The 23989-nt window shown below is 70.5% G+C and carries 21 protein-coding genes; 15 read left to right on the forward strand and 6 right to left on the reverse strand.

Annotation, left to right across the window (positions count from 1 at the left end):
* Positions 1–9: 9 nt before the first annotated feature.
* A complete protein-coding gene (gene benB, locus ABIE38_RS01970; RefSeq protein WP_354053767.1) occupies positions 10–549 on the reverse strand; it encodes a benzoate 1,2-dioxygenase small subunit in 540 nt (179 codons plus the stop codon).
* Between the two features lie 39 nt (positions 550–588).
* Positions 589–2016 carry a benzoate 1,2-dioxygenase large subunit gene (gene benA / locus ABIE38_RS01975; RefSeq protein WP_354053768.1) on the reverse strand — a complete coding sequence of 476 codons (1428 nt, stop codon included), beginning with the start codon at positions 2014–2016 and terminating at the stop codon, positions 589–591.
* A 347-nt stretch (positions 2017–2363) separates the two neighbouring features.
* Between benA and catA the strand changes: the two genes are divergently transcribed.
* The 3 genes from catA (at position 2364) to catC (ending at position 4825) form a co-directional block, all read left to right on the forward strand.
* Complete coding sequence (gene catA, locus ABIE38_RS01980) at positions 2364–3245, forward strand: catechol 1,2-dioxygenase (protein WP_354053769.1); 882 nt, start codon at positions 2364–2366, stop codon at positions 3243–3245.
* 98 nt (positions 3246–3343) lie between these two features.
* A complete protein-coding gene (locus ABIE38_RS01985) occupies positions 3344–4465 on the forward strand; it encodes a muconate/chloromuconate family cycloisomerase (protein ID WP_354053770.1) in 1122 nt (373 codons plus the stop codon).
* Between the two features lie 75 nt (positions 4466–4540).
* On the forward strand, positions 4541–4825 hold the full coding sequence (gene catC / locus ABIE38_RS01990) for a muconolactone Delta-isomerase (protein WP_354053771.1): 285 nt from the start codon (positions 4541–4543) through the stop codon (positions 4823–4825).
* A 131-nt stretch (positions 4826–4956) separates the two neighbouring features.
* Here the strand turns inward: catC and ABIE38_RS01995 are convergent, their stop codons facing one another.
* From ABIE38_RS01995 to pcaD, 3 genes are all read right to left on the reverse strand, one after another.
* Positions 4957–6168 (reverse strand): acetyl-CoA C-acetyltransferase, encoded by a 1212-nt coding sequence (locus ABIE38_RS01995; protein WP_354053772.1) that lies wholly within the window; start codon positions 6166–6168, stop codon positions 4957–4959.
* Positions 6169–6226: 58 nt separating this feature from the next.
* Complete coding sequence (locus ABIE38_RS02000; protein ID WP_502914707.1) at positions 6227–6946, reverse strand: IclR family transcriptional regulator domain-containing protein; 720 nt, start codon at positions 6944–6946, stop codon at positions 6227–6229.
* Between the two features lie 170 nt (positions 6947–7116).
* Positions 7117–7899 (reverse strand): 3-oxoadipate enol-lactonase, encoded by a 783-nt coding sequence (pcaD, locus tag ABIE38_RS02005; protein ID WP_354053774.1) that lies wholly within the window; start codon positions 7897–7899, stop codon positions 7117–7119.
* Positions 7900–8026: 127 nt separating this feature from the next.
* On the opposite strand from pcaD, the gene ABIE38_RS02010 reads away from it, so the two are divergent.
* From ABIE38_RS02010 to proB, 12 genes are all read left to right on the forward strand, one after another.
* On the forward strand, positions 8027–8794 hold the full coding sequence (locus ABIE38_RS02010; RefSeq protein ID WP_354053775.1) for a CoA transferase subunit A: 768 nt from the start codon (positions 8027–8029) through the stop codon (positions 8792–8794).
* Entirely contained in the window at positions 8791–9420 is a 630-nt protein-coding gene (locus ABIE38_RS02015; RefSeq protein ID WP_354053776.1) for a 3-oxoacid CoA-transferase subunit B, read from the forward strand. Before ABIE38_RS02010 ends, ABIE38_RS02015 begins: the two co-directional genes overlap by 4 nt.
* A 159-nt stretch (positions 9421–9579) precedes the next feature.
* Positions 9580–10572, forward strand: a complete 993-nt coding sequence (locus ABIE38_RS02020) for a malate dehydrogenase (RefSeq protein WP_354053777.1) — start codon at positions 9580–9582, stop codon at positions 10570–10572.
* Positions 10573–10635: 63 nt separating this feature from the next.
* Positions 10636–13344, forward strand: coding sequence for a valine--tRNA ligase (locus ABIE38_RS02025; RefSeq protein ID WP_354053778.1), 2709 nt, complete (start codon positions 10636–10638; stop codon positions 13342–13344).
* Positions 13344–14936: a bifunctional tetrahydrofolate synthase/dihydrofolate synthase gene (folC, locus tag ABIE38_RS02030; RefSeq protein ID WP_354053779.1), complete on the forward strand. Its 1593-nt coding sequence runs from the start codon at positions 13344–13346 to the stop codon at positions 14934–14936. Before ABIE38_RS02025 ends, folC begins: the two co-directional genes overlap by 1 nt.
* Positions 14933–15379 (forward strand): DUF4233 domain-containing protein, encoded by a 447-nt coding sequence (locus tag ABIE38_RS02035; protein ID WP_502914700.1) that lies wholly within the window; start codon positions 14933–14935, stop codon positions 15377–15379. Before folC ends, ABIE38_RS02035 begins: the two co-directional genes overlap by 4 nt.
* A 30-nt stretch (positions 15380–15409) precedes the next feature.
* Positions 15410–15820, forward strand: coding sequence for a nucleoside-diphosphate kinase (gene ndk, locus ABIE38_RS02040; protein WP_179524932.1), 411 nt, complete (start codon positions 15410–15412; stop codon positions 15818–15820).
* A 351-nt stretch (positions 15821–16171) separates the two neighbouring features.
* On the forward strand, positions 16172–19771 hold the full coding sequence (locus ABIE38_RS02045) for an Rne/Rng family ribonuclease (RefSeq protein WP_354053780.1): 3600 nt from the start codon (positions 16172–16174) through the stop codon (positions 19769–19771).
* Between the two features lie 236 nt (positions 19772–20007).
* Complete coding sequence (gene rplU, locus ABIE38_RS02050; RefSeq protein WP_017835684.1) at positions 20008–20313, forward strand: 50S ribosomal protein L21; 306 nt, start codon at positions 20008–20010, stop codon at positions 20311–20313.
* 68 nt (positions 20314–20381) lie between these two features.
* On the forward strand, positions 20382–20645 hold the full coding sequence (gene rpmA / locus ABIE38_RS02055; RefSeq protein ID WP_107748170.1) for a 50S ribosomal protein L27: 264 nt from the start codon (positions 20382–20384) through the stop codon (positions 20643–20645).
* A gap of 122 nt (positions 20646–20767) precedes the next feature.
* The gene (gene obgE / locus ABIE38_RS02060; protein ID WP_354053781.1) at positions 20768–22228 is read left to right on the forward strand and encodes a GTPase ObgE; all 1461 of its coding nucleotides are present in this window, start codon (positions 20768–20770) and stop codon (positions 22226–22228) included.
* Positions 22225–23340, forward strand: a complete 1116-nt coding sequence (proB, locus tag ABIE38_RS02065; protein WP_354053782.1) for a glutamate 5-kinase — start codon at positions 22225–22227, stop codon at positions 23338–23340. Before obgE ends, proB begins: the two co-directional genes overlap by 4 nt.
* Positions 23341–23355: 15 nt before the next feature.
* On the opposite strand, the gene ABIE38_RS02070 is transcribed toward proB, so the two are convergent.
* Positions 23356–23976, reverse strand: a complete 621-nt coding sequence (locus ABIE38_RS02070) for a carbonic anhydrase (RefSeq protein WP_354053783.1) — start codon at positions 23974–23976, stop codon at positions 23356–23358.
* Between the last annotated feature and the right edge of the window lie 13 nt (positions 23977–23989).

Raw genomic sequence — 23989 nt, forward strand, 5'->3', positions numbered from 1 at the left:
CTGCGCGGGTCACACCATGTAGATGTCCACGATGTGGTGGATGTAGTCGTTCTTGAGGACGACCTTCTTGTAGGTGATCAGCGGGGACTCCCCGGTGACGTCGAGGGTGTAGAAGGAGGTCCCGAAGTACTGGTCTGTGGCCTTGTAGCGGACGTACGAGGAGAGCCAGTTGAAGCGGACGTCGACCTCGCCGGGTCGCCTGTCCGTCACCTCGATGTTGCTGATGAGGTGGCCGGTGCGGGGTTCCGGGAGGGAGGTGGACGACGACCGGTCGGTACGGATGCGGAACACCCGGTCCTCGATGCCGGCCCGGTTGGGATAGAAGATGAGCGAGATCTCGGAGTAGGGGTCCGTGGTGAGCTCGCCGTCGTCGTCCCACGCGGGCATCCAGTACATCGCGTCTTCGCGATAGCACTCGATCCATTCTTCGAACTGCCGGTCGTCGAGAAGGCGGGCCTCGCGGAAGAGGAAGGCGGAGATCTCCTCGACGGAGATCGACGCCACTGGCCGCTCGGACACTGCCTTCTCAGACACTGTGGGTGTGGACATGATCGGTCCTTTCGTGGGCGTGGGAGGTCGCGGGTCAGATCAGAGGGAGGCGGACGCGGCGATGCCCGGCGTCACTCCGTCCTTCCCCGCAGTGGCGGCGTCCGCCTCGGCGGCGGCGCGCTCCTCTGCCTCCAGCGCGCGGCGCATGGTCTCGAGCCAGTACCCGTGCTGCACCGGGTACAGGCCCTCGTCCTCGGTCTTGGCACCGGAGGAGAGCACGTTCTTCATCCCCAGGCCTCGGGCGGTGGCGTCGGGGCCGGTGATCTGATGTGTGGATCCGCGGGTCATGTCGTTCCACGGTGCGGCGCCGGCCAGGTAGGTCTTCTGGCACGAGCGGAACTCCTCCAGGTCGTCCGGTGTCGCCATGCCGGTCGCGTTGAAGAAGTCCTCGTACTGGCGGATCCGGGCGGCGCGCGCCTCGGCGCTCTCGCCCTTGGGGGCGATGCAGTAGATCGTCACCTCGGTCTTGTCTACCGAGATCGGCTTGAAGTGCCGGATCTGACTGGAGAACTGGTCCATCAGGTAGACGTTGGGGTAGAGGCACAGGTTCCGGGAGGCCCCAACCATGAACTCCGCCTTCTTCTCGCCGATCTGTTCGGCCAGTTCGTCCCTGCGCTCCCACAGCGGACGGTCCTCGGGGTTGCCCCACCACATCCACAGCAGCAGGTGGCCGTGGTCGAACGACCAATAGCCGCCTCCCTGCTTGCCCCACGTGCCGGCGTCCATGGCCTTGGTCTCGTTCTTGGATTCCCCGGAGCCTCGTCGGGCGGTGGTGGCCGCGTAGTTCCAATGGGTCGCCGAGACGTGGTATCCGTCCGCGCCGTTCTCGGCCTGGAGTTTCCAGTTGCCGTCGAAGGTGTAGGTCGAGGACCCACGCAGTACTTCCAGGCCCTCCGGGGACTGGTCGACGAGCATGTCGATGATGGTCCGGCTGTCCCCGAGGTGCTCCTCGATGGGCAGGACATCGGGGTTCAGGCTGCCGAAGAGGAACCCGCGGTAGTTGGCGAACCGGGCCACACGCCGGAGGTCGTGGGAACCGCCCGTGTTGAACTGCTCCGGATAGCCGGCGTCCCGGGGGTCCTTGACCTTGAGCAGTTCACCGGAGTTGGAGAACGTCCATCCGTGGAATGGGCAGGTCAGAGTGGTGCGGTTGTCGGTCTTGCGGCGGCACAGCATCGCCCCGCGGTGCGAGCAGGCATTGATCAGGCAGTTGAGCTCTCCGTCCCTGCCGCGGGTGATCATGATGGGCTGGCGGCCGATGTCGGTGGTGAAGTAGTCGCCGACGTTCGGGATCTGGCTCTCGTGTGCCAGGTAGACCCAGTTGCCTTCGAAGATGTGCGTCATCTCGAGCTCGAACAGCTCCTCGTCGGTGAAGATGCGACGGTTCGCGCGGATGATGCCCTCGGCGGGACGGTCCTCGAGAGCGGTGTCGAGAGTGTGCTGCAGGTGGTCGAGTCGATCGGACATCGAGTGCTCCTTGCGGGGTCGGGGCGGGCCACCTCGAAGGTGACCTGGTGCCGTGATGACCCCCACGGTGCCCGAGTGTGGGGCGAGTCACACTAGGGGTTTGCCTAGTCGTGCCTAGGTGCCAGCTGTTCGCACCGCGAACAGCGAGGCCGCATCCGTACGCCCATCTGCGGAAACGTGCGCATGGGGTGTGCAAGGAGCCTAAAGGCGCCACTACGGATGTATAGTGAAGTGATTGACGACACACCTCAGGCGGGGGCACAGTGAGTGCATCGGCCGACGGGGATCCCGGATCAGGGCATCGTCCACCGGCCCGATCCAGTCCCCCCACTCACGCAGGGAGCGTCATGAGCACCACCGCTGTCCCCACCACCGCAGTCCCCTCCGCCTCCGGTTCCGGTAGCGCCGCCACCGACAAGTTCAAGGGCAACCGGGTCGGCTCCGACACCTCGCCCGAGCGCGCCGCCGCCATCTACAAGGACGTGCTGACCAAGCTGTCCGAGGTCATCTACCAGCACCAGGTGACCTACGACGAGTACCGCGTCCTCAAGCAGTGGCTCATCAGCGTCGGCGAGGGTGGCGAGTGGCCGCTGTGGCTCGACGTCTTCCTCGAGCACTTCATCGAGGACTCCAACAGCCGGATCTTCAACGGCACCAAGGGCTCGATCGAGGGCCCGTACTACGTGCCGGACGCCCCGAACCTCGGCGCCAAGGGCACCATGCCGATGCGTGAGGACGAGAAGGGCACCCTCCTGGTGTTCAAGGGCCAGGTCCGGGACCTGGACGGCGCCGGCATCGAGGGCGCGACAGTCGAGCTCTGGCACGCCGACTCCGATGGCTACTACTCGCAGTTCGACGACGGCTTGGGCATCCCGGAGTGGAACCTGCGCGGCACGTTCTCCACCGACGCCGAGGGTGGCTTCGAGATCACCACGATCCAGCCCGCGCCGTACCAGATCCCGCACGACGGTCCGACCGGCGAGTTCATCGCCAGCTACGACGGCCACCCGTGGCGTCCGGCGCACCTGCACCTCAAGGTGACGGCCCCGGGCAAGCGGCTCATCACCACCCAGCTGTACTTCCAGGGTGGCGAGTACGTCGAGGACGACGTCGCCGGAGCGGTCAAGCCCGAGCTCATCCTGAATCCCCGGCCGGGTGCCGACGGAACGGACGAGGTCACCTATGACTTCGTGCTCGACCCGGTCTCCGAGGCCCGCTACGTCGCCTGATCACATCCGATCCCGGAATCATCTCGCCCGCCCCGGTCGCCACCAGCGACCGGGGCGCAGGTGATCCCTCCCAGCTCACACCAAGTCGAGGACCGAACATGACCGACATGACCATCCGATCCGTCGAGACACGAATCCTCGACGTTCCGCTCATTCGCCCCCACAAATTCGCCACCACCACCACGACCGAGCAGTCCATCCTCCTGGTGTCGGTGACCACGGCTGACGGCGTCGTCGGCCACGGCGAGGGCGTGACCCCGGGCGGCCCATGGTGGGGCGGGGAGTCGGCCGAGACCATGCAGGTTCTGGTGGAGAAGTACCTCGCCCCCGTGGCCGTGGGTCGGCGCGTGGACGAGGTCCCGGCGGTCCTCGAGGCGATGGAGGGTGTGGTGGCCCGGGGACGCTTCGCCAAGGCCGCGCTCGAGATCGCGATGATCGACGCGTGGGCGCGCACTCTCGAGGTGCCGGTGCGGACCCTCCTCGGAGGCGCCGTCCGCGACTCCATCGAATGCACGTGGGCGCTGGGTGCCATGCCGCTCGAGGAGATGGTCGAGGAGATCGACGGGCTGCTCGCCGCGGACCGCCACCGCACCTTCAAGCTCAAGATGGGGGCCCTGGACCCGGCCGAGGACGTCGCGCGTATCGCCGCGCTCGCCGAGCGACTCGACGGCCGGGCCGGCCTGCGGGTGGACATCAACGCCCGGTGGGACCGGTTCACCGCCAACGTGCACCTCCCGGCGTTGGTCGAGGCGGGGATCGAACTGATCGAGCAACCGACCCCGACCGAGCAGATCGAGGTGCTCGCCGAGCTCAACCGCACGTTGCCCGTCCAGATCATGGCCGACGAATCAGTGCAGTCCCCTCACGATGCTCTCGAGGTCGTGCGCCGCGACGCCGCCGGGGTCATCGCCGTCAAGACCACCAAGCTCGGCGGACTGACCCGGAGCAAGGAGGTCGTGGCGATCGCGCGCGCGGCAGGCGTGGCCTGCCATGCGGCGACCTCGCTGGAGGGGCCCATCGGAACCATGGCGTCGCTGCACCTGGCGTGCGCCGAGCCGGGCTTCAACTACGGTTCCGAGCTGTTCGGCCCGCTGCTGTTGGCCGAGACCTACGTGACCACGCCGATCCGCTACGAGGCCGGTCGGGTCCACCTTCCGGACGGGCCGGGCCTGGGCGTGGAGATCGACCCCGACGCCGTCGAGAAGTTCACCCGACGCTGATCCCCTGACCCGCCGGCCGGCTGACCCGCCGGCCGCAGACCCACCGACCACCGAGAAGTAGAGGAGACTGCCGAGATGGCACTGTTCCACGTCCGCATGGACGTCAACATCCCCCGGGACCTGGACCCGAAGGTGCGCGAGGACACCGTCGCCCGCGAGAAGGCCTACAGTCAGGAGCTGCAGCGCGCCGGGAAGTGGCGGGAGCTCTGGCGCATCGTCGGCCAGTACTCCAACATCAGCATCTTCGACGTCGAGTCCGGCGACGAGCTGCACGAGTTGCTCTCGGGCCTGCCGCTGTTCCCGTACATGGACATCGAGGTCATGGCGCTGACGAGGCACCCCTCGCGCGTCGACGACTGACGTCCCGGCCGACCGGGCTCGGACGGGTGAACGGCCGACCCCTCCACGTCAAGATCATCGTCAAGAGCGTTCCGCACATTTCCACTCGAGCAATGTGTGCGGAACGCTCTTGACGATCCCGGAGGAGTCGGTCAGGCGCGCTCGAAGACCGCGGCAAGGCCCTGGCCGCCGCCGATGCACATGGTCTCCAGACCCCACTGGGCGTCGCGCCGAACCATCTCGTGGGAGAGCGTGGCGAGCATCCGGGCGCCGGTCGCGCCGACGGGGTGGCCGAGCGAGATCCCGGAGCCGTGGGGGTTGAGGCGCTCCGAGGCGGGGTCGATGTCCCACTCCCGCATGACGGACAGCGCCTGGGCCGCGAAGGCCTCGTTGAGCTCGATCACATCGATGTCCGCCAGCGTCAACCCGAGCCGATCGAGCGCCTTGGCTGTGGCGGGGACCGGGCCGATTCCCATCGTCTCCGGTGCGACACCGGCCACGGCCCAGGACGCCAGGCGGACGAGCGGGGTCAGCCCGAGCGAGGTGGCCCTGTCCGCCGTGGTGACCACACACATCGCGGCGCCGTCGTTCTGGCCCGAGGCGTTTCCGGCGGTGACGGTGGCCTCGGGGTCGGTCCGGCCCATGATCGCCCGGAGGCCCGAGAGCGCCTCGACCGTGGTGTCGGCGCGGGGGTGCTCGTCGGTGTCGACGACGAGGTACTCGCCCCTGCGCTGCGGAACGGTCACGGGGACGATCTCCTCGGCGAACACCCCGGAGCCCTGCGCGGCGACCGCGCGCTGGTGGGACTGCACGGCCAGCCGGTCCTGCTCCTCCCGGCTGATGCCGTATTCGCGGCGCAGGTTCTCGGCGGTCTCGATCATCCCGCCGTCGATGACGTGGGACCGGCCACCGACCGTTGTGCGGGCGCGGCCGAGGCGGTCGATCAGCGAGATGCCGTCGCCCTTGATTCCCCAGCGGGGCGAGGGCGTGGCGTAGAACTCCACCTGGCTCATCGATTCGACGCCACCGGCGATCACGAGGTCCACCCCGCCGGAGGCCACCTGTAGCGCGCCGGTGATCACCGCCTGGAGGCCGGAGCCGCAACGCCGGTCCAGCTGCATCCCGGGTACCTCGATGCCGAGCGGGGAGTCGAGGGCCGCGATCCGGCCGATGGCGGGACCCTCGCCTCCGGGCGAGCCCTGGCCCAGGATCACGTCGTCGACGTCCGCCCCTGTCAGTCCGGTGCGTTCGACGAGCGCGGTAAGTAGTGAGGTGGCCAGCGTGTTCGCGTCCAGATCGCGGAACACGCCGCCGAAGCGGCCGACCGGCGTGCGGAGGGGCTGGCAGATGACGACGTCGCGCATGGTTCTCCTGGTGGTAGCCGGGGTGGTGGGGGTGGGGAGCGGTCTCGGTCGGAACGGCTCAACGATTGACGGTCGCCAGGTCCGCGGACAGTGCCCGGGCCGCGTCCACGACCACGGGGACGAGCTCGTGGCGGAGCTGCTCGATCGAATACCGGGCGGCGTGTGTGGAGACGTTCAGCGCGGCCACGACCCGCCCGTGACGATCGCGGACCGGGGCGGCCAGCGACCTCAGGCCCGGTTCGAGCTCCTGGTCCACGAGCGCCCACCCGCGGTCGGCGACCGCCGCGAGTTCGGCGCGCAGTCCGGCCGGGTCCGCGATCCCGTGAGGGGTGCGTACCCGCAGATCGGTCGCCGCCAGGTGGTCGTCCAGCTCCTCCGGGGGCAGGGCCGAGAGCAGGACCCTGCCCATCGAGGTGGCGAAGGCGGGGAAGCGGGTGCCGATGGTGATCCCGATACTCATGATCCGGCGGACCTGGACACGTCCGACATAAACGATGTCGTGCCCGTCGAGGACGGCGATCGACGACGACTCGTCGAGTCGTGCGCTGAGCCGTTCGAGGTGCGGTTGGGCCAGATCCGTCAACGGCATGGCCGAGAGGTAGCTGTAACCCAGGTCGAGCACGCGGGGGGTGAGCCAGAAGGCCGACCCGGCGGTATCCACATAGCCGAGTTCGACGAGTGTGTGGAGGAACCGGCGAGCGGTCGCGCGGGTGAGTCCGGTGGTCCGGGCGACCTCGCTGAGGGTCTGCCGGGGGTGGTCGGCGTCGAATGCGGTGATGACGGCGAGGCCGCGGGCGAGGGACTGGACGAAGTCCGGGGACGGCGGCCGGTCGGGAGGGTTCCCGGACCCGGACCCGGACCCGGGCTCGGCCCCGGGGACGGACCCGGATCCGGGCTCGGCCCCGGGGACGGACCCGGATCCGGCGGCCTCGTCGTGGCCTTCCGCGGTCACGCGGGGCCGGCCGAGATCAGGTGCGAGCGCAGGACCTCGGAGACGCGCTCGGGCATCTCGACGGTGGGTACGTGGGCGGCGGGGGACAGGGTCACGAACTCGGCCCCAGGGATGCCGTCCGCGAGCTCGCGGACCACGTCGGGTGGTGTGGAGGGGTCCTCGTCCCCGGCCACCACGAGGGTGGGGCAGGTGATCCGGCCGAGGTCGGCGCGCCCGTCCCAGACAGACAGGGCGTCGCAGGCCGCGGCGTATCCCTCGGCGCTGGTCGCCAGGATCATCTCTCGGAGACCGGCCACCAGTGCGGGATCCTGCTCGGCGCGTCCGGCGGTGACCCACCGCGCCACCACCGCGTCGGCGACGGCCCCGGTACCGCCCTCGCGGACCGCGGCCGCACGCTCGGCCCATCCCGTGGGCTCGCCGAACCTGGCGGCCGTGCACAGCAGGGCCGTGGACCTGACGCGGGTGGGCTCGTGGACCGCGAGCCACTGGGCGACCGCGCCGCCCAGCGAGAGTCCGACCACGTGGAAGCGATCCACGCCCATGCCGTCGAGCAGGGCGAGGACGTCGCCGGAGAGATCGGCGATCGTGCACGGCCCCGCGACCACGTCAGAGCTTCCGTGGCCGCGATGGTCGACGGCGACGACCGTGTGATCTCGGGCGAGATCGCGTACCTGGGAATCCCACATCGACCGGTCCGACCCGAGGGATCCGAGGAGGACGACAACGGGGGCGTCCGCCGACTGTAGGCCGCTGACCTGGTGGGACAGTGTGGCTGGCATGGGGTGGGTCCTTTCTTGTGGCGCTACAGGGTCCGGCCGGGCCCGGGTGACGTGAACCACGATACGCCGCAAGTGTACGCAGGACGAACTGTTGTGCAACAAGCGAACAGAGTCTACGGTGTGTGACATGACCAACAAGATCTTCTCGTCGGCCGCCGCCGCGGTCGCGGACATCCCGGACGGCGCCTCCCTCGCCGTCGGGGGGTTCGGTCTGGTCGGCATCCCCGCCGTCCTGATCGATGCGCTCCTCGACCAGGGGGCCACCGACCTGAGCACCGTGAGCAACAACTGCGGTACGGACGGCTTCGGCCTCGGCAGGCTGCTGGAGGCCCGCCGCATCTCCCGCACCACGGCCTCGTACGTGGGGGCCAACAAGGAGTTCGCCAGGCAGTACCTGAACGGCGAGCTCGAGGTTGAGCTGACGCCGCAGGGCACACTCGCCGAGCGGATGCGATCCGGTGGGGCGGGCATCCCCGCCTTCTACACGCCGGCCGGCGTCGGGACGATGGTCGCCGACGGCGGACTACCACTGCGCTACGACGGCGACGGAGGAGTGGCCGTGGCCTCCGATCCCAAGGAGGTGCGCGAGTTCGACGGGGTGCGGTACGTCCTCGAGCGGTCGATCGTCACCGATTTCGCGCTCGTCCACGCCCACCGCGCGGATACCGCAGGGAACCTGCAGTTCAGCGGCACCGCCCGGAACTTCAACCCGGACGTCGCGATGGCCGGCCGCGTCACGATCGTCCAGGCCGAGGAGATCGTCGCGGCCGGCGAGATCGACCCGGCCGATGTCCACCTCCCCGGGATCTTCGTCCAGCGGCTCGTCGAGGTCGGACGGCAGGAGACCGGCGTGGAGATCGAGAAGCTCAGCAGCAGGGGAGAGGACCGGAGATGAGCTGGACCCACGAGCAGATGGCGGCACGCATCGCCACCGATTTCGTCGACGGGCAGTACGTCAACCTGGGGATCGGGATGCCGACCCTGATCCCGGACCACCTACCGTCGGGCGTCCAGGTCACTCTCCATTCGGAGAACGGGATCCTGGGTGTGGGCCCGTACCCGACGCCCGAGCAGCTCGACCCGGAGATGATCAACGCCGGCAAGGAGACCATCACCGCGGCTGCGGGGGCGGCGTTCTTCTCGTCGTCGGAGTCGTTCGCGATGATCCGGGGCGGAACGGTCGACGTCGCCGTGCTCGGCGCCATGCAGGTCTCACAGACCGGGGACCTGTCCAACTGGATGATCCCCGGCGCCATGGTCAAGGGCATGGGCGGGGCCATGGATCTGGTCCACGGCGCCGGCCGGGTGGTCGTGATGATGGACCACGTCACCCGCAAGGGCGAGGCCAAACTGCTGGCGGAGAACTCCCTGCCGTACACCGGGCGCGGATGCGTCCAGCGGGTCGTCACCGACCTGTGCGTCCTCGACATCTGTCCGGAGGGGTTCCGACTCGTCGAACCCGCCCCGGACGTCACGATCGAGGAGATCCGCGCCAAAACGGGCGCCGAGGTCCACACCTAGCCGGGCCTCCCGCGCGGCACGACCCGACACCCGGCCGCGCGTCACCGATCGGCCCCGGGGCGAACAACGGGTGTACGGCGGCTCGGGCGGTCAACAGGGTGCCGGTTCCTCACTACTGTGGGGACCGACCCCGTCGTCGCCGCAGGAAGGTCCCCGCGCATGAGCTCCACCGCCCCGGTCACCGTCACCGTCACCGGTGCCGCCGGAAAGATCGCCTACTCGTTGCTCTTCCGGCTGGCGTCCGGCCTGGTCTACGGCCCCGACACCCCGGTCCGCCTGCGACTGCTGGACATCCCGTCGGCCGTCACGGCCGCCGAGGGCGTGGCGATGGAGATCGAGGACTGCGCTCTGCCGCTGGTCGACTCGATCGACATCACCGACGACGCCACCGCGGCGTTCGATGGCGCCAACGCCGCGTTCCTCGTCGGGGCCATGCCTCGGGGCAAGGGCATGGAGCGCTCCGACCTGTTGAGCGCGAACGGTGCCATCTTCCGCGACCAGGGACGCTCGATCAACGCCGGGGCCGCGGACGACATCCGCGTGGTGGTGGTGGGCAACCCGGCCAACACCAACGCCTACATCGCTCACCAGCACGCCCCGGACGTCCCGGCCGGTCGGTTCACCGCCCTCATGCGGCTCGACCACAACCGGGCGTTGAGCCAGCTCGCCACCCGCCTGGGCGCCCCCGTCGCCGAGCTCGACGGGGTGGTGGTCTGGGGCAACCACTCGGCCACCCAGTTCCCGGACGTCTCCTATCTCACCCGCGCCGGCGCGCCCGTGACCGCCGGCCTCGAGCAGGACTGGCTGACCGACACCTTCATCCCGCGGGTCGCGAACCGGGGAGCCGAGATCATCTCCGTCCGCGGTTCGTCCTCCGCGGCATCGGCGGCCGGCGCCGCGGTCGACCAGATGCGCGACTGGGTCCACGGGACCCCGGGGGAGAGCTGGACCACGGTCGCGCTGCCCTCCGAGGGGCAGTACGGCACAGTCGCGGGCGTGGTCACCGGTCTGCCCTGCCGCAGCCACGGCGGGGAATGGGAGGTCGTCGAGGGTCTGGGGATCGATGACTTCCAGCGCGCCCGCATCGACGCCTCGGTGGCCGAGTTGATCTCCGAGCGCGACGCCGTGCACGCCCTCGGCCTGACCGACTGACCCCGGGGGCGGGGCCCGGGCGGCGTGTGTGGGGTCCCGGCGCCGACGGCCTACGATGGTCGGGTGACGACTGCAGCGACTCCCGGCCCCGAGACCGACCGCGCGGACTTGCTCCCCGCCTCCTGGAACCCCGGCGAGGTCGAGTCCGAGCTGTACCAACGCTGGGTCGACGCCGGCTACTTCGAGGCGGACCCCTCCAGCGACAAGCCCGCGTACTCGGTGGTACTCCCGCCGCCTAACGTCACCGGCAACCTGCACATGGGCCACGCGCTCGACCACACCCTCATGGACGTGCTCACGCGTCGCAAGCGCATGCAGGGCTTCGAGGTGCTGTGGCTGCCGGGTATGGACCACGCGGGGATCGCCACCCAGACGCTCGTGGACCGCAAGCTCGTCGCCGAGGGGATCGACCGGCACGAGATCGGCCGCGAGGCCTTCGTCGAAAAGGTCTGGGAGTGGAAGGGTGAATCCGGCGGGACGATCGGCGAGCAGATGCGCCGGCTCGGGGACGGGGTCGACTGGTCCCGCGAGCGGTTCACCCTCGACGAGGGACTGTCCCGCGCCGTGCAGACCATCTTCAGAGAGCTCTACGACCAGGGCCTGATCTATCGTGCGGAGCGCCTGGTCAACTGGTCGCCGACCCTCCAGACCGCGATCTCGGACATCGAGGTCAAGTACGCGGATGTCGAGGGCGAGCTGGTGAGCTTCCGCTACGGCTCGATGGACGATTCACAGCCGCACCTGGTGGTGGCCACGACCCGGCTCGAGACGATGCTGGGCGACACGGCGATCGCCGTGCACCCGGAGGACCCGCGGTACGCCCACCTCGTTGGCTCCGAGATCGAGCACCCGTTCCGCGGGGGCTGGACCATGCGCGTCGTGGCGGACGACCACGTGGACCCCGAGTTCGGGACGGGCGCCGTCAAGGTCACTCCCGCGCACGACCCCAACGATTTCGCGATCGGCCAGCGCCACGGGCTCGAGATGCCCACGATCATGGACGCGGCCGGCCGCATCGCCGACACGGGGACCCGCTACGACGGGATGGACCGGTTCGAGGCGCGCAGGGTGATCCGCGAGGACCTCGCCGCCCAGGGCCGGATCGTCGAGGAGGTGCGCCCGTACCTGCACTCCGTCGGACACTCGGAGCGATCCGGCGAGCCGATCGAGCCCCGGCTGTCCCTGCAGTGGTGGGTCAGGGTCGAGGAACTGGCCCGGATGGCCGGCGACGCCGTGCGCGACGGTGACACGGTGATCCACCCGAAGAGCCAGGAACCGCGTTGGTTCGACTGGGTCGACGACATGCACGACTGGTGCATCTCCCGCCAGCTGTGGTGGGGCCACCGCATCCCCATCTGGTACGGGCCGGATGGCGAGGTGGTCTGTGTGGGCGTGGACGAGGAGCCGCCCGCCGGGTACACGCAGGACACGGACGTGCTCGACACGTGGTTCTCCTCCGGACTGTGGCCGTTCTCGACCATGGGCTGGCCCGACCGGACAGCCGACCTGGAGCGGTTCTACCCCACGTCCGTGCTGGTCACGGGGTACGACATCCTGTTCTTCTGGGTGGCCCGGATGATGATGTTCGGCACCTTCGTGGGTCGCACCCTGACGGGCGAGACGTCCGCCCCGGGGAAGGTCCCGTTCACCGACGTGTTCCTCCACGGGCTCGTCCGCGACGAGCACGGCCAGAAGATGTCCAAGTCCAAGGGCAACGGTATCGACCCGCTCGACTGGGTGGACCGCTTCGGCGCCGACGCCCTGCGCTTCACCCTGGCCCGCGGCGCCAACCCCGGCGGCGACCTGTCCGTGGGCGACGACGCCGCCCAGGCCTCGCGCAACTTCGCCACCAAGCTCTTCAACGCGACGCGGTTCGCGCTGATGAACGGCGCCAGGGTGGGCGAGCTCCCTGATGCGTCCGCGCTCACCGACGCCGACCGGTGGATCCTCCGGCGACTCGGCGAGGTGCGCGTGTCGGTCGACGACGCCCTGGACCGCTACGAGTTCTCCAAGGCCTGCGAGGCCCTGTATCACTTCGCGTGGGACGAGGTGTGCGACTGGTACCTGGAGCTGGCCAAGGTCCAGTTCGGCAGCGACGACGAGGCGCGCGGTTCCCAGCGGGCCGATCACACGCGTCTCGTGCTGGGACACGTGCTCGACGTGCTGCTGCGGATGCTGCATCCCGTCATCCCGTTCGTCACCGAGGTGCTGTGGACGGCCCTGACCGGACGCGACTCCGTGGTGATCGCGGACTGGCCCTCCGACGTGGCCCCGGCAGAGGGGGCCACGGAGTCCGTGCGCCGGGTGGCCGACGCCCAGACCCTCGTCACCGAGATCCGCCGCTTCCGCTCCGACCAGGGTCTCAAGCCCGGCCAGCGGGTGCCCGCACGCGTCACCGGGGTCGACCGGGCGGATCTGCCCGCCGACCTGCTCGACCAGGTGGCCTCGCTCGCGCGGATCACCCCGGCCGGGGACGACTTCACCGCCTCCGCCTCGCTGGAGGTCCGGCTGGGGCTGTCCACGGTGGGGGTCGAGATCGACACCTCCGGGACCATCGACGTGGCCGCCGAGCGACGCCGCCTGGAGAAGGACCTCGCGGCCGCGCGCAAGGAGCTGGAGACGACCGGTGCCAAGCTGGGCAACGAGGCGTTCCTCGGCAAGGCCCCCGACCACGTGGTGGACAAGATCCGCGCGCGCCGGGATCTCGCCGAGACCGAGGTCAGCCGGATCTCCGCCCGACTCGAGGGCCTCCCGGCCGGGAGCACCGCCTGATGGCGGGCCATCGGTGGCTCGAGCCCCACGACCCGGACGAGGGTTGGGACACCCCCACGGAGGAGGACGTCGCCGAGATGCTCGGTGAGGAGGGCCTGGTCTCCGGGGTCTCCCTCGGCGGTCCCCTGCCCGGTGACGAGGACGGTGAGGACCACCAGGAGCCGCGCCCGATCCCGGAGGTCGGCAGCCCCGAGTGGCAGGCCGACACCGCAGAGCTCGCGGCGGTCGAGGAGGAACTGGCCACCCGGTGGCCGGAGACCCGCCTCGAACCGAGCCTGGACCGGATCGCGGAGCTCACCGGCGTCCTCGGGGATCCGCAGCACGCCTACCCGGTCGTCCACGTGGCGGGGACCAACGGCAAGACCTCGGTCACCCGCATGATCGACGCCCTCCTTCGGGCACTGCACCAGCGCACCGGGCGCAACACCAGCCCGCACCTGCAGACCGTCACCGAGCGCATCGCCCTGGACGGCGAGCCCGTCCCGGCTCGCCTGTTCGTGGACACCTACCGGGAACTGCAGCCGTACCTGGAACTGGTGGACCAGCGGTCCGAGGCCGGTGGTGGACCCCGGATGAGCTACTTCGAGGTGATCACCGCGATGGCCTTCGCGGCCTTCGCCGACGCCCCCGTGGACGTCGCCGTGGTGGAGACCGGGATGGGCGGGACCTGGGACGCCACCAACGTGGTGCGGCCGGCCGTCGCCGTCGTCACCCCTGTCGGTCTGGACCACACCGACTACCTGGGCGACGACCTGGCGACCATCGCGGGGGAGAAGGCCGGGATCATCCAGCCGGGAGCCGAGGACGACCTGCTCCCGAGGGACCCGGTCGCCGTGATCGGCCGCCAGGAGCCCGAGGCGATGGAGGTGCTGTTGCGTCGCGCGGTCGAGGTGGGCGCGGTGGTGGCGCGTCTCGGCTCGGAGTTCGACGTGGTCGACCGTCGTCTCGCGGTGGGCGGTCAGCAGCTCACCCTGCGTGGTCTCGGGGGCGAGTACCCGGAGGTGTTCCTGCCGCTGTTCGGCGAGCACCAGGCCGAGAACGCCGCCACTGCCCTTGCCGCCGTCGAGGCGTTCTTCGGAGCGGGCCCCGACCGGTCTCTGGACCCCGAACTCATCCGCGCCGGTTTCGCCGCCGTGGACAACCCCGGCCGGCTCGAGCGCCTCAGCTCGAGCCCGACGGTGCTGGTGGACGCCGCGCACAACGGACACGGCGGGCGCGCACTCGCCGAGGCGGTGACCTCGGAGTTCGACTTCCGCCGGCTCGTCGCCGTGGTCGCCATGCTGGACGGCAAGGACGCCGACGCCTTCCTCGCGGCCATCGAGCCGGTGGTCGACGAGGTCGTCATCACCAGGACCGGGTCGCCGCGCGCGATGGCGCTCGACGATCTCGCCCGCATCGCCGAGGACCGGTTCACCGCCCAGCGGGTCCACGTTGTGGACACCCTGCCCGATGCGATCAGCGCCGCGCTGGACCTGGTGGGGGTCCCCGACCCGACCGCCGACGACGACGTCTCCGGAGTCGGCGTGCTGGTGACGGGATCGGTGCTGACCGCGGGGGCCGCCCGCAGCCTGTTCGGAAAGGACGCACAGTGACCGACCCCGGTTCAGCCGAAACCAGCTCAGCCGACACCGGTTCCGCCGACCCGGCGGCGAGCGCCCACGAACCCTCGGTGGACCCGTGGAAGGGACTGCGGGGGATCATGGCCGGGACCCTGATCCTCGAGGCGATCGTGATCGGCCTGGTGCTCACGGTGATCGCGAGGGTCGACGACGGGGAGCACTTCCAGCCCTGGAAGGTGTGGTTCGTCAGCGTGCTCGCCGTGGCGATGGTCGTGGCCAGTGGACTGCAGCGGCGCCCCTGGGCGATCCCGTTGAACCTCACCCTCGCCGGACTGGCGGTGGCGGGGTGGGCCGTGCACTGGTCGATGGGCGTGTGCGGCCTGATGTTCGCCGCGGTGTGGGCGTACATCCTCTATCTGCGGCGGGACCTCTCCCGGCGTATGGCGGGCGGGTACCTGCCCAGCCAGCACGACTGACGGGTCCCCGGTACTTGTAGCATTGCGGCCGTGACCGAGAGAACTTTCTTCCTCATCAAGCCCGATGGCGTCCAGCGAGGCCTGACCGGCACCATTCTCGCGCGTATCGAGGCCAAGGGCCTCAGGCTCGTGGCCATGGACATGCGCCGGGTGCCACAGGAAACCGCGGCCGCGCACTACGCCGAGCATTCCGAGCGTCCGTTCTACGGCGACCTGCTCGAGTTCATCACCTCCGGACCGGTCGTGGCCGGTGTCGTCGAGGGTCCGCGCGCGATCGCCGCGTGGCGCCAGCTCGCCGGCGGGACCGACCCGGTGGAGAAGGCCGCCCCCGGGTCCATCCGCGGTGACTACGGCCTGGAGACCCAGTTCAACCTCGTCCACGGGTCGGATTCCGAGGAATCCGCGGCACGTGAGATCGAACTGTGGTTCCCCGGACTCTGACCTGACCCCATCACCAGCGATCGCGGTTCACCACCGGAGATCGCGCCGGACGCGCCCGTCGGTTCCCTGACCGACGGGCGCGTTCGTCGTCTCACCTCGCCCGCGCGGCGACGCTTCGCCGGCGGGTGTGGGACAATGGCCGGAGCCCACATTCTTGGCGAGCGGACCTCCAGTTCGCCCCGGATCGGGCGCCCGCCCTCCGCGGCCCGGATCACACCGGGATCGCGGACCACAAGACATAGCCCCACCCGAGGTGGGGCCCAGAGAGAAATGCCGACCCCGTGCGGCGGCGTGGGTCACCGGAGCACTCCGGTGACGTGATCGCGCCCGGAGTCCGGCCAGAGGAGACACGTGTCGGATTCGAACCTGACCATCGACGATCTCAACGCGCTTCCGGAGAAGATGCGCGCGCACGCGGCCGCCAAGGCCGTGGGGATGACCAGCAAGGAGTTCCTGGCCGCCATGGCCGGCATCGGCGTGGAGGTCAAGAGCGCCCAGTCCGGGGTGACGCGCGAGGTGCTGCTCACGTGGTTCGCCAGCCGCGGGTACGGCGGCGCCACGACGTCCGAGACGGTCACCGCCAGCGAGGACGCCCCGGTGGAGAAGCCCGCCCGCGCAGCACGGGGCGAGAAGGCTCCGGCGAAGAGGACTCCCGCCAGGAAGGCGGCTGACGAGAAGGCTCCCGCTCAGAAGTCGCCCGCGGACAAGGCTCCCGCCGAGAAGGCGGAGACCGAGAAGCCCGCCAGGAAGGCGGCTGCCGAGAAGGCCCCCGCCAAGAAGGCGCGCAAGGCGGCGGCGGGGAAGGCGGCGCCGGATGCCACCGCAGAGCCCACCCCGGAGAAGAAGTCCGGGACTGAGGCGCCCGTTCGTCGGCCCCTGCCGGAGATGTCGATCGTCACCGGTGAGGTGGGCGCGGCCGAGTCCGGGAACCGCCGCCGGTCCACCGCGACACCCTCGTTCTCCCCCCTGTTCCTCTCACCGGACGAGGCCGCCGCCAAGGCCGAGCGGGAGCGCCCGGCGCGCACGAGGTCCGCGGCGTCCGACACCGCCCGGACCGGCCCCACAGACTCCACGCAGGCCCCCGAGGTCACCGACACCCCTGCGGTCACCGACGAGGTCACAGAACCCGCCGACGGCACCGACACGTCTGACGTCACCGACACCTCCGACGACCAGAACGACTCCGGCGACGGCGGTGGACGTCGCCGCCGTCGTGGCCGTCGTGGCCGCGGTCGTGGTCGTGGCGAGAACACCGACGAGCAGAACAACGAGACCGACCGGGCCGACGGGGACCCGGAGGGTGCCGACGCCGCCGACGACCGGGTCGACCAGGACGAGTCCGGCGGCGGGGGCTCCGGCCGAGACGACTCCCGTCCCGACACCGACACGTCCGATCGCGCCGAGGGGCGGACCGGGTCGGGGGACGACTCCTCTGATGACGACTCGGACGACTCCGACGGGTCACCGTCCGGTTCGCGCCGGCGTCGCCGTCGTCGTCGTCGTGGAGGGGGTTCGGGCAGCGACGACAGCCAGGCCTCCGGCGACGACTCGTCCGACACGGACACCCAGGAGCAGCGCGAACCTCGGCGTCGCCCCGCGCGTGGGGGTCAGGCCGCCGGCTCGGGCTCGTCGAACGACGAGGTCCAGGGCATCAGCGGTTCGACCCGGCTCGAGGCCAAGCGCCAGCGCCGCCGCGACGGGCGCGATGCCGGACGCCGCCGCCAGCCCATCCTCTCCGAGTCCGAGTTCCTCGCCCGTCGCGAGTCCGTCGACCGCGTGATGGTGGTCCGGGAGAAGAGGCGCGGCGACGGCAAGGGGATCATGACCCAGGTCGGCGTGCTGGAGGACAAGGTCCTCGTGGAGCACTTCGTCACCACCGAGTCCGCGCGCTCCATGGTCGGCAACGTCTACCTCGGCCGCGTCCAGAACGTTCTTCCGAGCATGGAGGCCGCGTTCGTCGACATCGGCCGCGGTCGCAACGGCGTCCTGTACGCCGGTGAGGTCAACTGGGAGGCCGCCGGACTCGGCGGGAAGGCCCGGCGGATCGAACAGGCGCTCCGGCCCGGCGACATGGTCCTGGTGCAGGTCACCAAGGACCCCATCGGCCAGAAGGGCGCCCGCCTGACCACGCAGATCTCGCTGGCCGGTCGGTTCCTGGTGTACGTGCCCGACGGCAACTCCACCGGCATCTCCCGCAAGCTCCCCGACACCGAGCGGCGCCGACTCAAGGCGATCCTCAAGGACGTCGTCCCCGAGGGGTCGGGCGTGATCATCCGGACCGCGGCCGAGGGGGTCAGCGAGGAGGAGATCGGTCGGGACGTCGAACGACTGGCCGCCCAGTGGACCGAGATCGCCGAGGCCTCCGCGAAGCGGACCTCTGCGGGTGCCGGCACACCGATCGCCCTGTACGAAGAGCCCGACCTGCTGGTCAAGGTGGTTCGCGACCTGTTCAACGAGGACTTCTCCTCGTTGGTGATCCAGGGCGACACCTCGTGGGACACCGTGCACGACTACGTCTCGAGGGTCGCGCCGGAGATGACCGAGCGGCTCGAGCGGTACGACAACCCCGACGTCGACGTGTTCGCCACCCACCGCGTGGACGAGCAACTGGCCAAGGCGCTCGACCGCAAGGTGTGGCTGCCCTCCGGTGGTTCGCTGGTGATCGACCGCACCGAGGCCATGACGGTCATCGACGTCAACACCGGTAAGTACACCGGTTCGGGCGGCAACCTCGAGGAGACCGTCACCAAGAACAACCTCGAGGCGGCCGAGGAGATCGTCCGCCAACTGCGCCTGCGCGACGTGGGCGGGATGGTGATCATCGACTTCATCGACATGGTGCTCGAGGCCAATCGCGATCTCGTGCTGCGGCGGCTCACCGAGGCGCTGGGGCGCGACCGCACCCGGCACCAGGTCTCCGAGGTCACCTCCCTGGGGCTGGTCCAGCTCACCCGCAAGAAGTTGGGCACGGGTCTGGTCGAGGCGTTCTCCACGCCCTGCGAACACTGCCAGGGACGAGGCCTGATCGTGCACGCCGACCCGGTCCACACCGAGTCGCACAACGCCGACGAGCCCGGTTCGCGTCGCGGCCGCAAGCGCGGCGGTAAGGGATCGGACTCGGATCAGTCCGACTCCCAGGCCTCCTCGTCGTCCGCCCCCAGGCAGGCGCCCAAGAAGGACGGTCCCGCACCGGCCGCGCACCCGGCCGCGCTCGCGATCGCCCGCCAGGAGGCCGAGCAGGCGGCCGCCGAGAAGGCAGGCCGTGCGGAGGTCGCCACCGCGGATCCCGCCGCACCGGCAGCCACCGCATCCGAGTCCTCCGCACCCGTTAGCACCGCATCCGGGTCCTCCGCACCCGCGCCGACCGCGGGTGCGGGATCCGCGGACCCGGACGCCTCGGTGCCCGCAGAGGTCGCCGGGTCCTCCGACACCACGGATCCCGGGGACTCGGACGCCGGGGTGCCCGAGTCCGCGGATGCCGCCGGCTCCAGGCCGGGTCGCCGTCGTCGTCGCGCCACCCGCCGCCCGGCGGACGGGGCCATCGACCCGGTCGTCGCCGCGGAGGACGCAGCGGTGGCGGAGACGGCCGAGACGCCGGAGGACGAGGCGGCGGTGGTCGCGGAGGCGACGGAGGTCGTGAAGACCGTCGAGGCCACAGACCCGGCCACTGAGCCGGCCGCCGAGCCGGCCGCCGAGCCGACCACCCAGCCGGCCACCGACGCCCAGCCCGATTCGTCCGGCCGGCGTCCCCGTAGACGGTCGACCAGACGGGAGGCCGGCGCCGCCGCCGGCCAGGACACCGCGGGGGAGTCGGCCCCGGTGGCGGCGGCCGCGGTGGAGGCCGCCCCGCTCGCCGAGGCGCCTCCGGTCGTCGTCGCGGAGCCGCGTCGGCGACCGGCACGGCGACGCGCGACCAGGTCCACGACCGCCCCCGAGGGTGGCGATCGTTAGAGGTGTCGGGCCCGGTGACACGGTCGGTTTGACCTGCTGTGCCGCCGGGCCGTAACCTTGACAAGTCGCTCGTGGCGGCGCTATGTCGTCGCGCGAGAAGTCGCGGGCCGGGCCGTCAAGGCCGCGGGACCGGCGATCCCGGCTGACGAGAGTCGGCCGGTCAGAGAGAACACCGCACAGTAGTTGTGGACGTCCCAGCGGCGGCCACACACCCGAGAAGCAAGGGGAAGCCCTCGATGTACGCGATCGTCAAGACCGGCGGCAAGCAGTACAAGGTCGCCGAAGGTGACCATGTCAAGGTCGAGAAGATCGAGGGTGAGGCCGGTACCTCCGTGTCCCTGTCCCCGATCCTCGTGGTCGACGGTTCGACCGTCACCTCCGCTGCCGACGCCCTGGCCAAGGTCTCCGTCTCCGGCGAGATCGTCGAGCAGACCAAGGGCCCGAAGATCCGGATCCACAAGTTCAAGAACAAGACCGGGTACCACAAGCGTCAGGGCCACCGTCAGAAGCTGACGGTGCTCAAGATCACCGGTATCAAGTAAGCAACCACGGCCGCCAAGGCCACCAGCTCAGCGCCCTCGGGCGTCTTCCCTGAAGGAGGGGTTCGGACATGGCAAGTAAGAAGGGCGCATCCAGCACCCGTAACGGTCGTGACTCCAACGCGCAGCGTCTCGGCGTCAAGCGTTTCGGTGGCCAGGAAGTCAACGCCGGCGAGATCCTGATCCGCCAGCGTGGCACCAAGTTCCACCCGGGCGTCGGCGTCGGCCGTGGCGGCGACGACACGCTGTTCGCACTGGCCGCCGGTGCGGTCGAGTTCGGGACCAAGCGTGGCCGCAAGACCGTCAACATCGTGCCGGTCGGCGTCGAGGCCTGACCCGGCGACACTGACGCGATTCGCCCTCGGGGGCCGGGCGGGGTCTGATGACCCCACGCCCGGTCCCCGAGAGCATTTGCGCCACATCCGTTAGTCCCACCACCAGCAGGAGGAGTCCGCATATGTCGAGATTCGTCGACCGCGTAGTGCTCCACCTCGCGGCGGGGGACGGCGGCCGCGGTTGCACGTCCGTGCACCGGGAGAAGTTCAAGCCGCTCGGCGGCCCCGACGGGGGCAACGGCGGGAGCGGCGGGGACGTGGTGCTGGTGGTGGACCCCCAGGTCCACACGCTGCTCGACTTCCACTTCCGGCCCCACGCGCGCGCCGGTAAGGGAGAGCCCGGGATGGGCGCCAACCGGAACGGCGCCCAGGGTGATGACCTCGTCCTGGCGGTGCCGCCCGGGACCGTCGTGCTGGACCAGAACGGTGAGCTCTTGGCCGACCTGGTCGGTGCCGGAACGCGCTTCGTGGCGGCCGAGGGCGGCAAGGGTGGGCTCGGTAACGCCGCGCTCGCCTCCAGGGCCCGCAAGGCCCCGGGGTTCGCCCTGCTCGGTGAGCCCGGCGAGGTCCGCGACCTCACGCTCGAACTCAAGTCCATGGCCGACGTCGGACTGGTCGGATTCCCCTCGGCGGGCAAGTCCTCTCTCGTGTCGGTGCTCTCCGCGGCCAAGCCCAAGATCGCCGACTACCCGTTCACGACCTTGGCCCCCAACCTCGGGGTGGTCTCGGTGGGCGACGACACGTTCACCATCGCGGACGTGCCCGGGCTCATCCCGGGCGCCAGCGAGGGGCGGGGCCTGGGCCTGGACTTCCTGCGCCACATCGAGCGCACGGCCGTCCTCGCGCACGTGGTGGACTGCGCGAGCCTCGAGTCCGACCGCGACCCCATCTCGGACGTCGACGCCCTCGAGGCGGAGCTCGCCGCCTACCAGCCGGAACTCGCCGACGCCGGTCTCGGGGACCTGGCGGACCGGCCGAGGGTCGTGGTGCTGAACAAGATCGACGTGCCGGACGCCGCCGACATGGCCGAGATGGTCACCGCCCACTTCGAGGCCAAGGGCTGGCCGGTGTACGCCATCTCCGCGGTCGCGCACAAGGGCCTGGACGAACTGCGGTACGGGCTCTACGAGCTCATCAAGGCCCACCGCAAGGCGAACCCGCCGGCGGCGCCCGAGCGGATCGTCTTGCGGCCGAGGGCCGTCGACGTGGCCGAGTTCACGGTCCGGAAGGACCCGAACGAGGCCGGCGCCTACGTGGTCTCGGGATCCAAGCCCGAGCGCTGGATCCGCCAGACCGACTTCGCCAACGACGAGGCCGTCGGTTTCCTCGCCGACCGCCTGGCCCGGCTGGGCGTCGAGGACGCGCTCATCAAGGCCGGCGCGCAGGCGGGGTGCACGGTCACCGTCGGCGATGTCTCCTTCGACTGGGAGCCACAGACCCCGGCCGGTGTGGACCTCATGCGTACGGGCCGCGGCACCGACATCCGCTTGGAGTCCGACGAGCGCGTGGGCGCCCATGAGCGCAAGTACCGCAAGCGTGTGCGCCGCGGACTGATCGACCCCGACGAGGAGATCCTGGAGTGACCGACGAACCGGAGCTGCGGCGCCGGATCGGCACGGCCCGCCGGGTGGTGGTGAAGATCGGCTCCTCGGCGATCACGAGCTTCGGTGGCGGGATCCGCCGGCCGCAGCTCGACGCCCTGGCCGACGTCTGCCAGGCGCGCATGGCCGCGGGGTCGGATGTCTTCGTGGTCTCCTCCGGCGCGATCGGCGCGGGGATGTCACCACTGGGGATGACCACCCGTCCCGCCACCCTGTCCGCCAAGCAGGCGGCCGCCAGCGTGGGGCAGCTCGAACTGGCCCGGGCGTGGGGCGACTCGTTCTCCAGGTACGACCGCGTGGTGGGCCAGGTCCTGCTGACGGCGGGTGACATCGGTCGCCGGGAGAGCGCGGCCAACGCGCAGCGCACCCTGGACCGCCTCCGCACGCTCGGCGCGGTGCCGGTGGTCAACGAGAACGACACGGTGGCCACCAACGAGATCCGCTTCGGGGACAACGACCGCCTGGCCGCGCTGGTGGCCCACCTCATCAGCGCCGATGCGTTGGTCCTGCTCTCGGACGTGGACGCGCTCTACGATTCCGACCCCCGCAAGGGTGACGCCACCGCGGTGACGATGGTGTCGGGCGCGGCCGACCTCGACGGGGTGGTGGCCGGGGCCGGCGGGGCGCTCGGGACCGGCGGGATGGCCTCCAAGCTCGCGGCCGCGCGCCTGGCCGCCGACGCCGGCATCCCGGTGCTGCTCACGGCGGCCGAGCGGGCGGCGGAGGCGCTGGCCGACGACCCACAGGTGGGCACGGTGTTCGCGCCCAGGCCCGAGCGGATGACCGCGCGCCGGTTCTGGGTCCGACACGCGGCCGACGCGCGGGGTGCGGTGATCCTCGACGACGGCGCGGTGCGTGCCGTCACCGGTTCGCGGCGGTCGCTGCTGCTGGCGGGGGTGACCGGTGTCGACGGGTTGTTCCACTTCGGGGACGTGATCGAGATGCGCGACACCGCCGGCGACACCGTCGCCAGGGGGATCGCCCAGTACGACTCGATCGAGGTGCGCTCACGGCTGGCCGAGCGCGCCTCGGGCACCGGCACCACAGGCCAGGGGCGACCTCTCGTGCACGCCGACGACCTGGTGGCGCTCTGACGGCCCCGTGGCCCTCTAGAGTTCGACCCCGCCTTCGGTGTGGACCGGGGTGACCGTGCCCTCGGCCAGGTTGTACAGCGCCCCGACGATCGCGGTGCGTCCCTCGGTGATCGCGCGGTCCACGGCCGACGACTTCTCGCGGATCGCCGTGACCGCCTGGCGCACGTTCTCGATCACCACGTCCTCGTATCCGGCACCGGGGTCCCGCCGGGCCTCGAACACGGCCGGGGCGATCCGCTCCACCACGTCGCGCAGGTATCCCGAGGGGGTGGTGTGTGTGTCGACGGCGTTGATCGCCGCGCCCACGGCGCCGCACGAGGTGTGCCCGAGCACCAGCGCCAATGGGATTCCCAGCACGTCCACACCGAACTCGATCGAGCCCAGCACCGACGGGTCCACGATGTGGCCGGCGTTGCGGATGACGAACAGGTCGCCGAGGCCCTGGTCGAAGACGACCTCGGCGGGCACGCGCGAGTCGGCGCAGCCGAAGACCATCCCGAACGGGTGCTGCTCGCCGGTGAGTTCGGCGCGCCGTGCGGGGTCCTGGTGGGCGTGCAGGCCCGCGCCGTCGACGTAGCGGCGGTTTCCGTCGAGTAGTCGCCGCAGTGCGGCGTCGGGGGTCAGGTCGGTGCTCATCCCTGCAGTCTGC

It is taken from the genome of Dietzia sp. 2505 (assembly GCF_040546785.1).
GTDB lineage: Bacteria > Actinomycetota > Actinomycetes > Mycobacteriales > Mycobacteriaceae > Dietzia.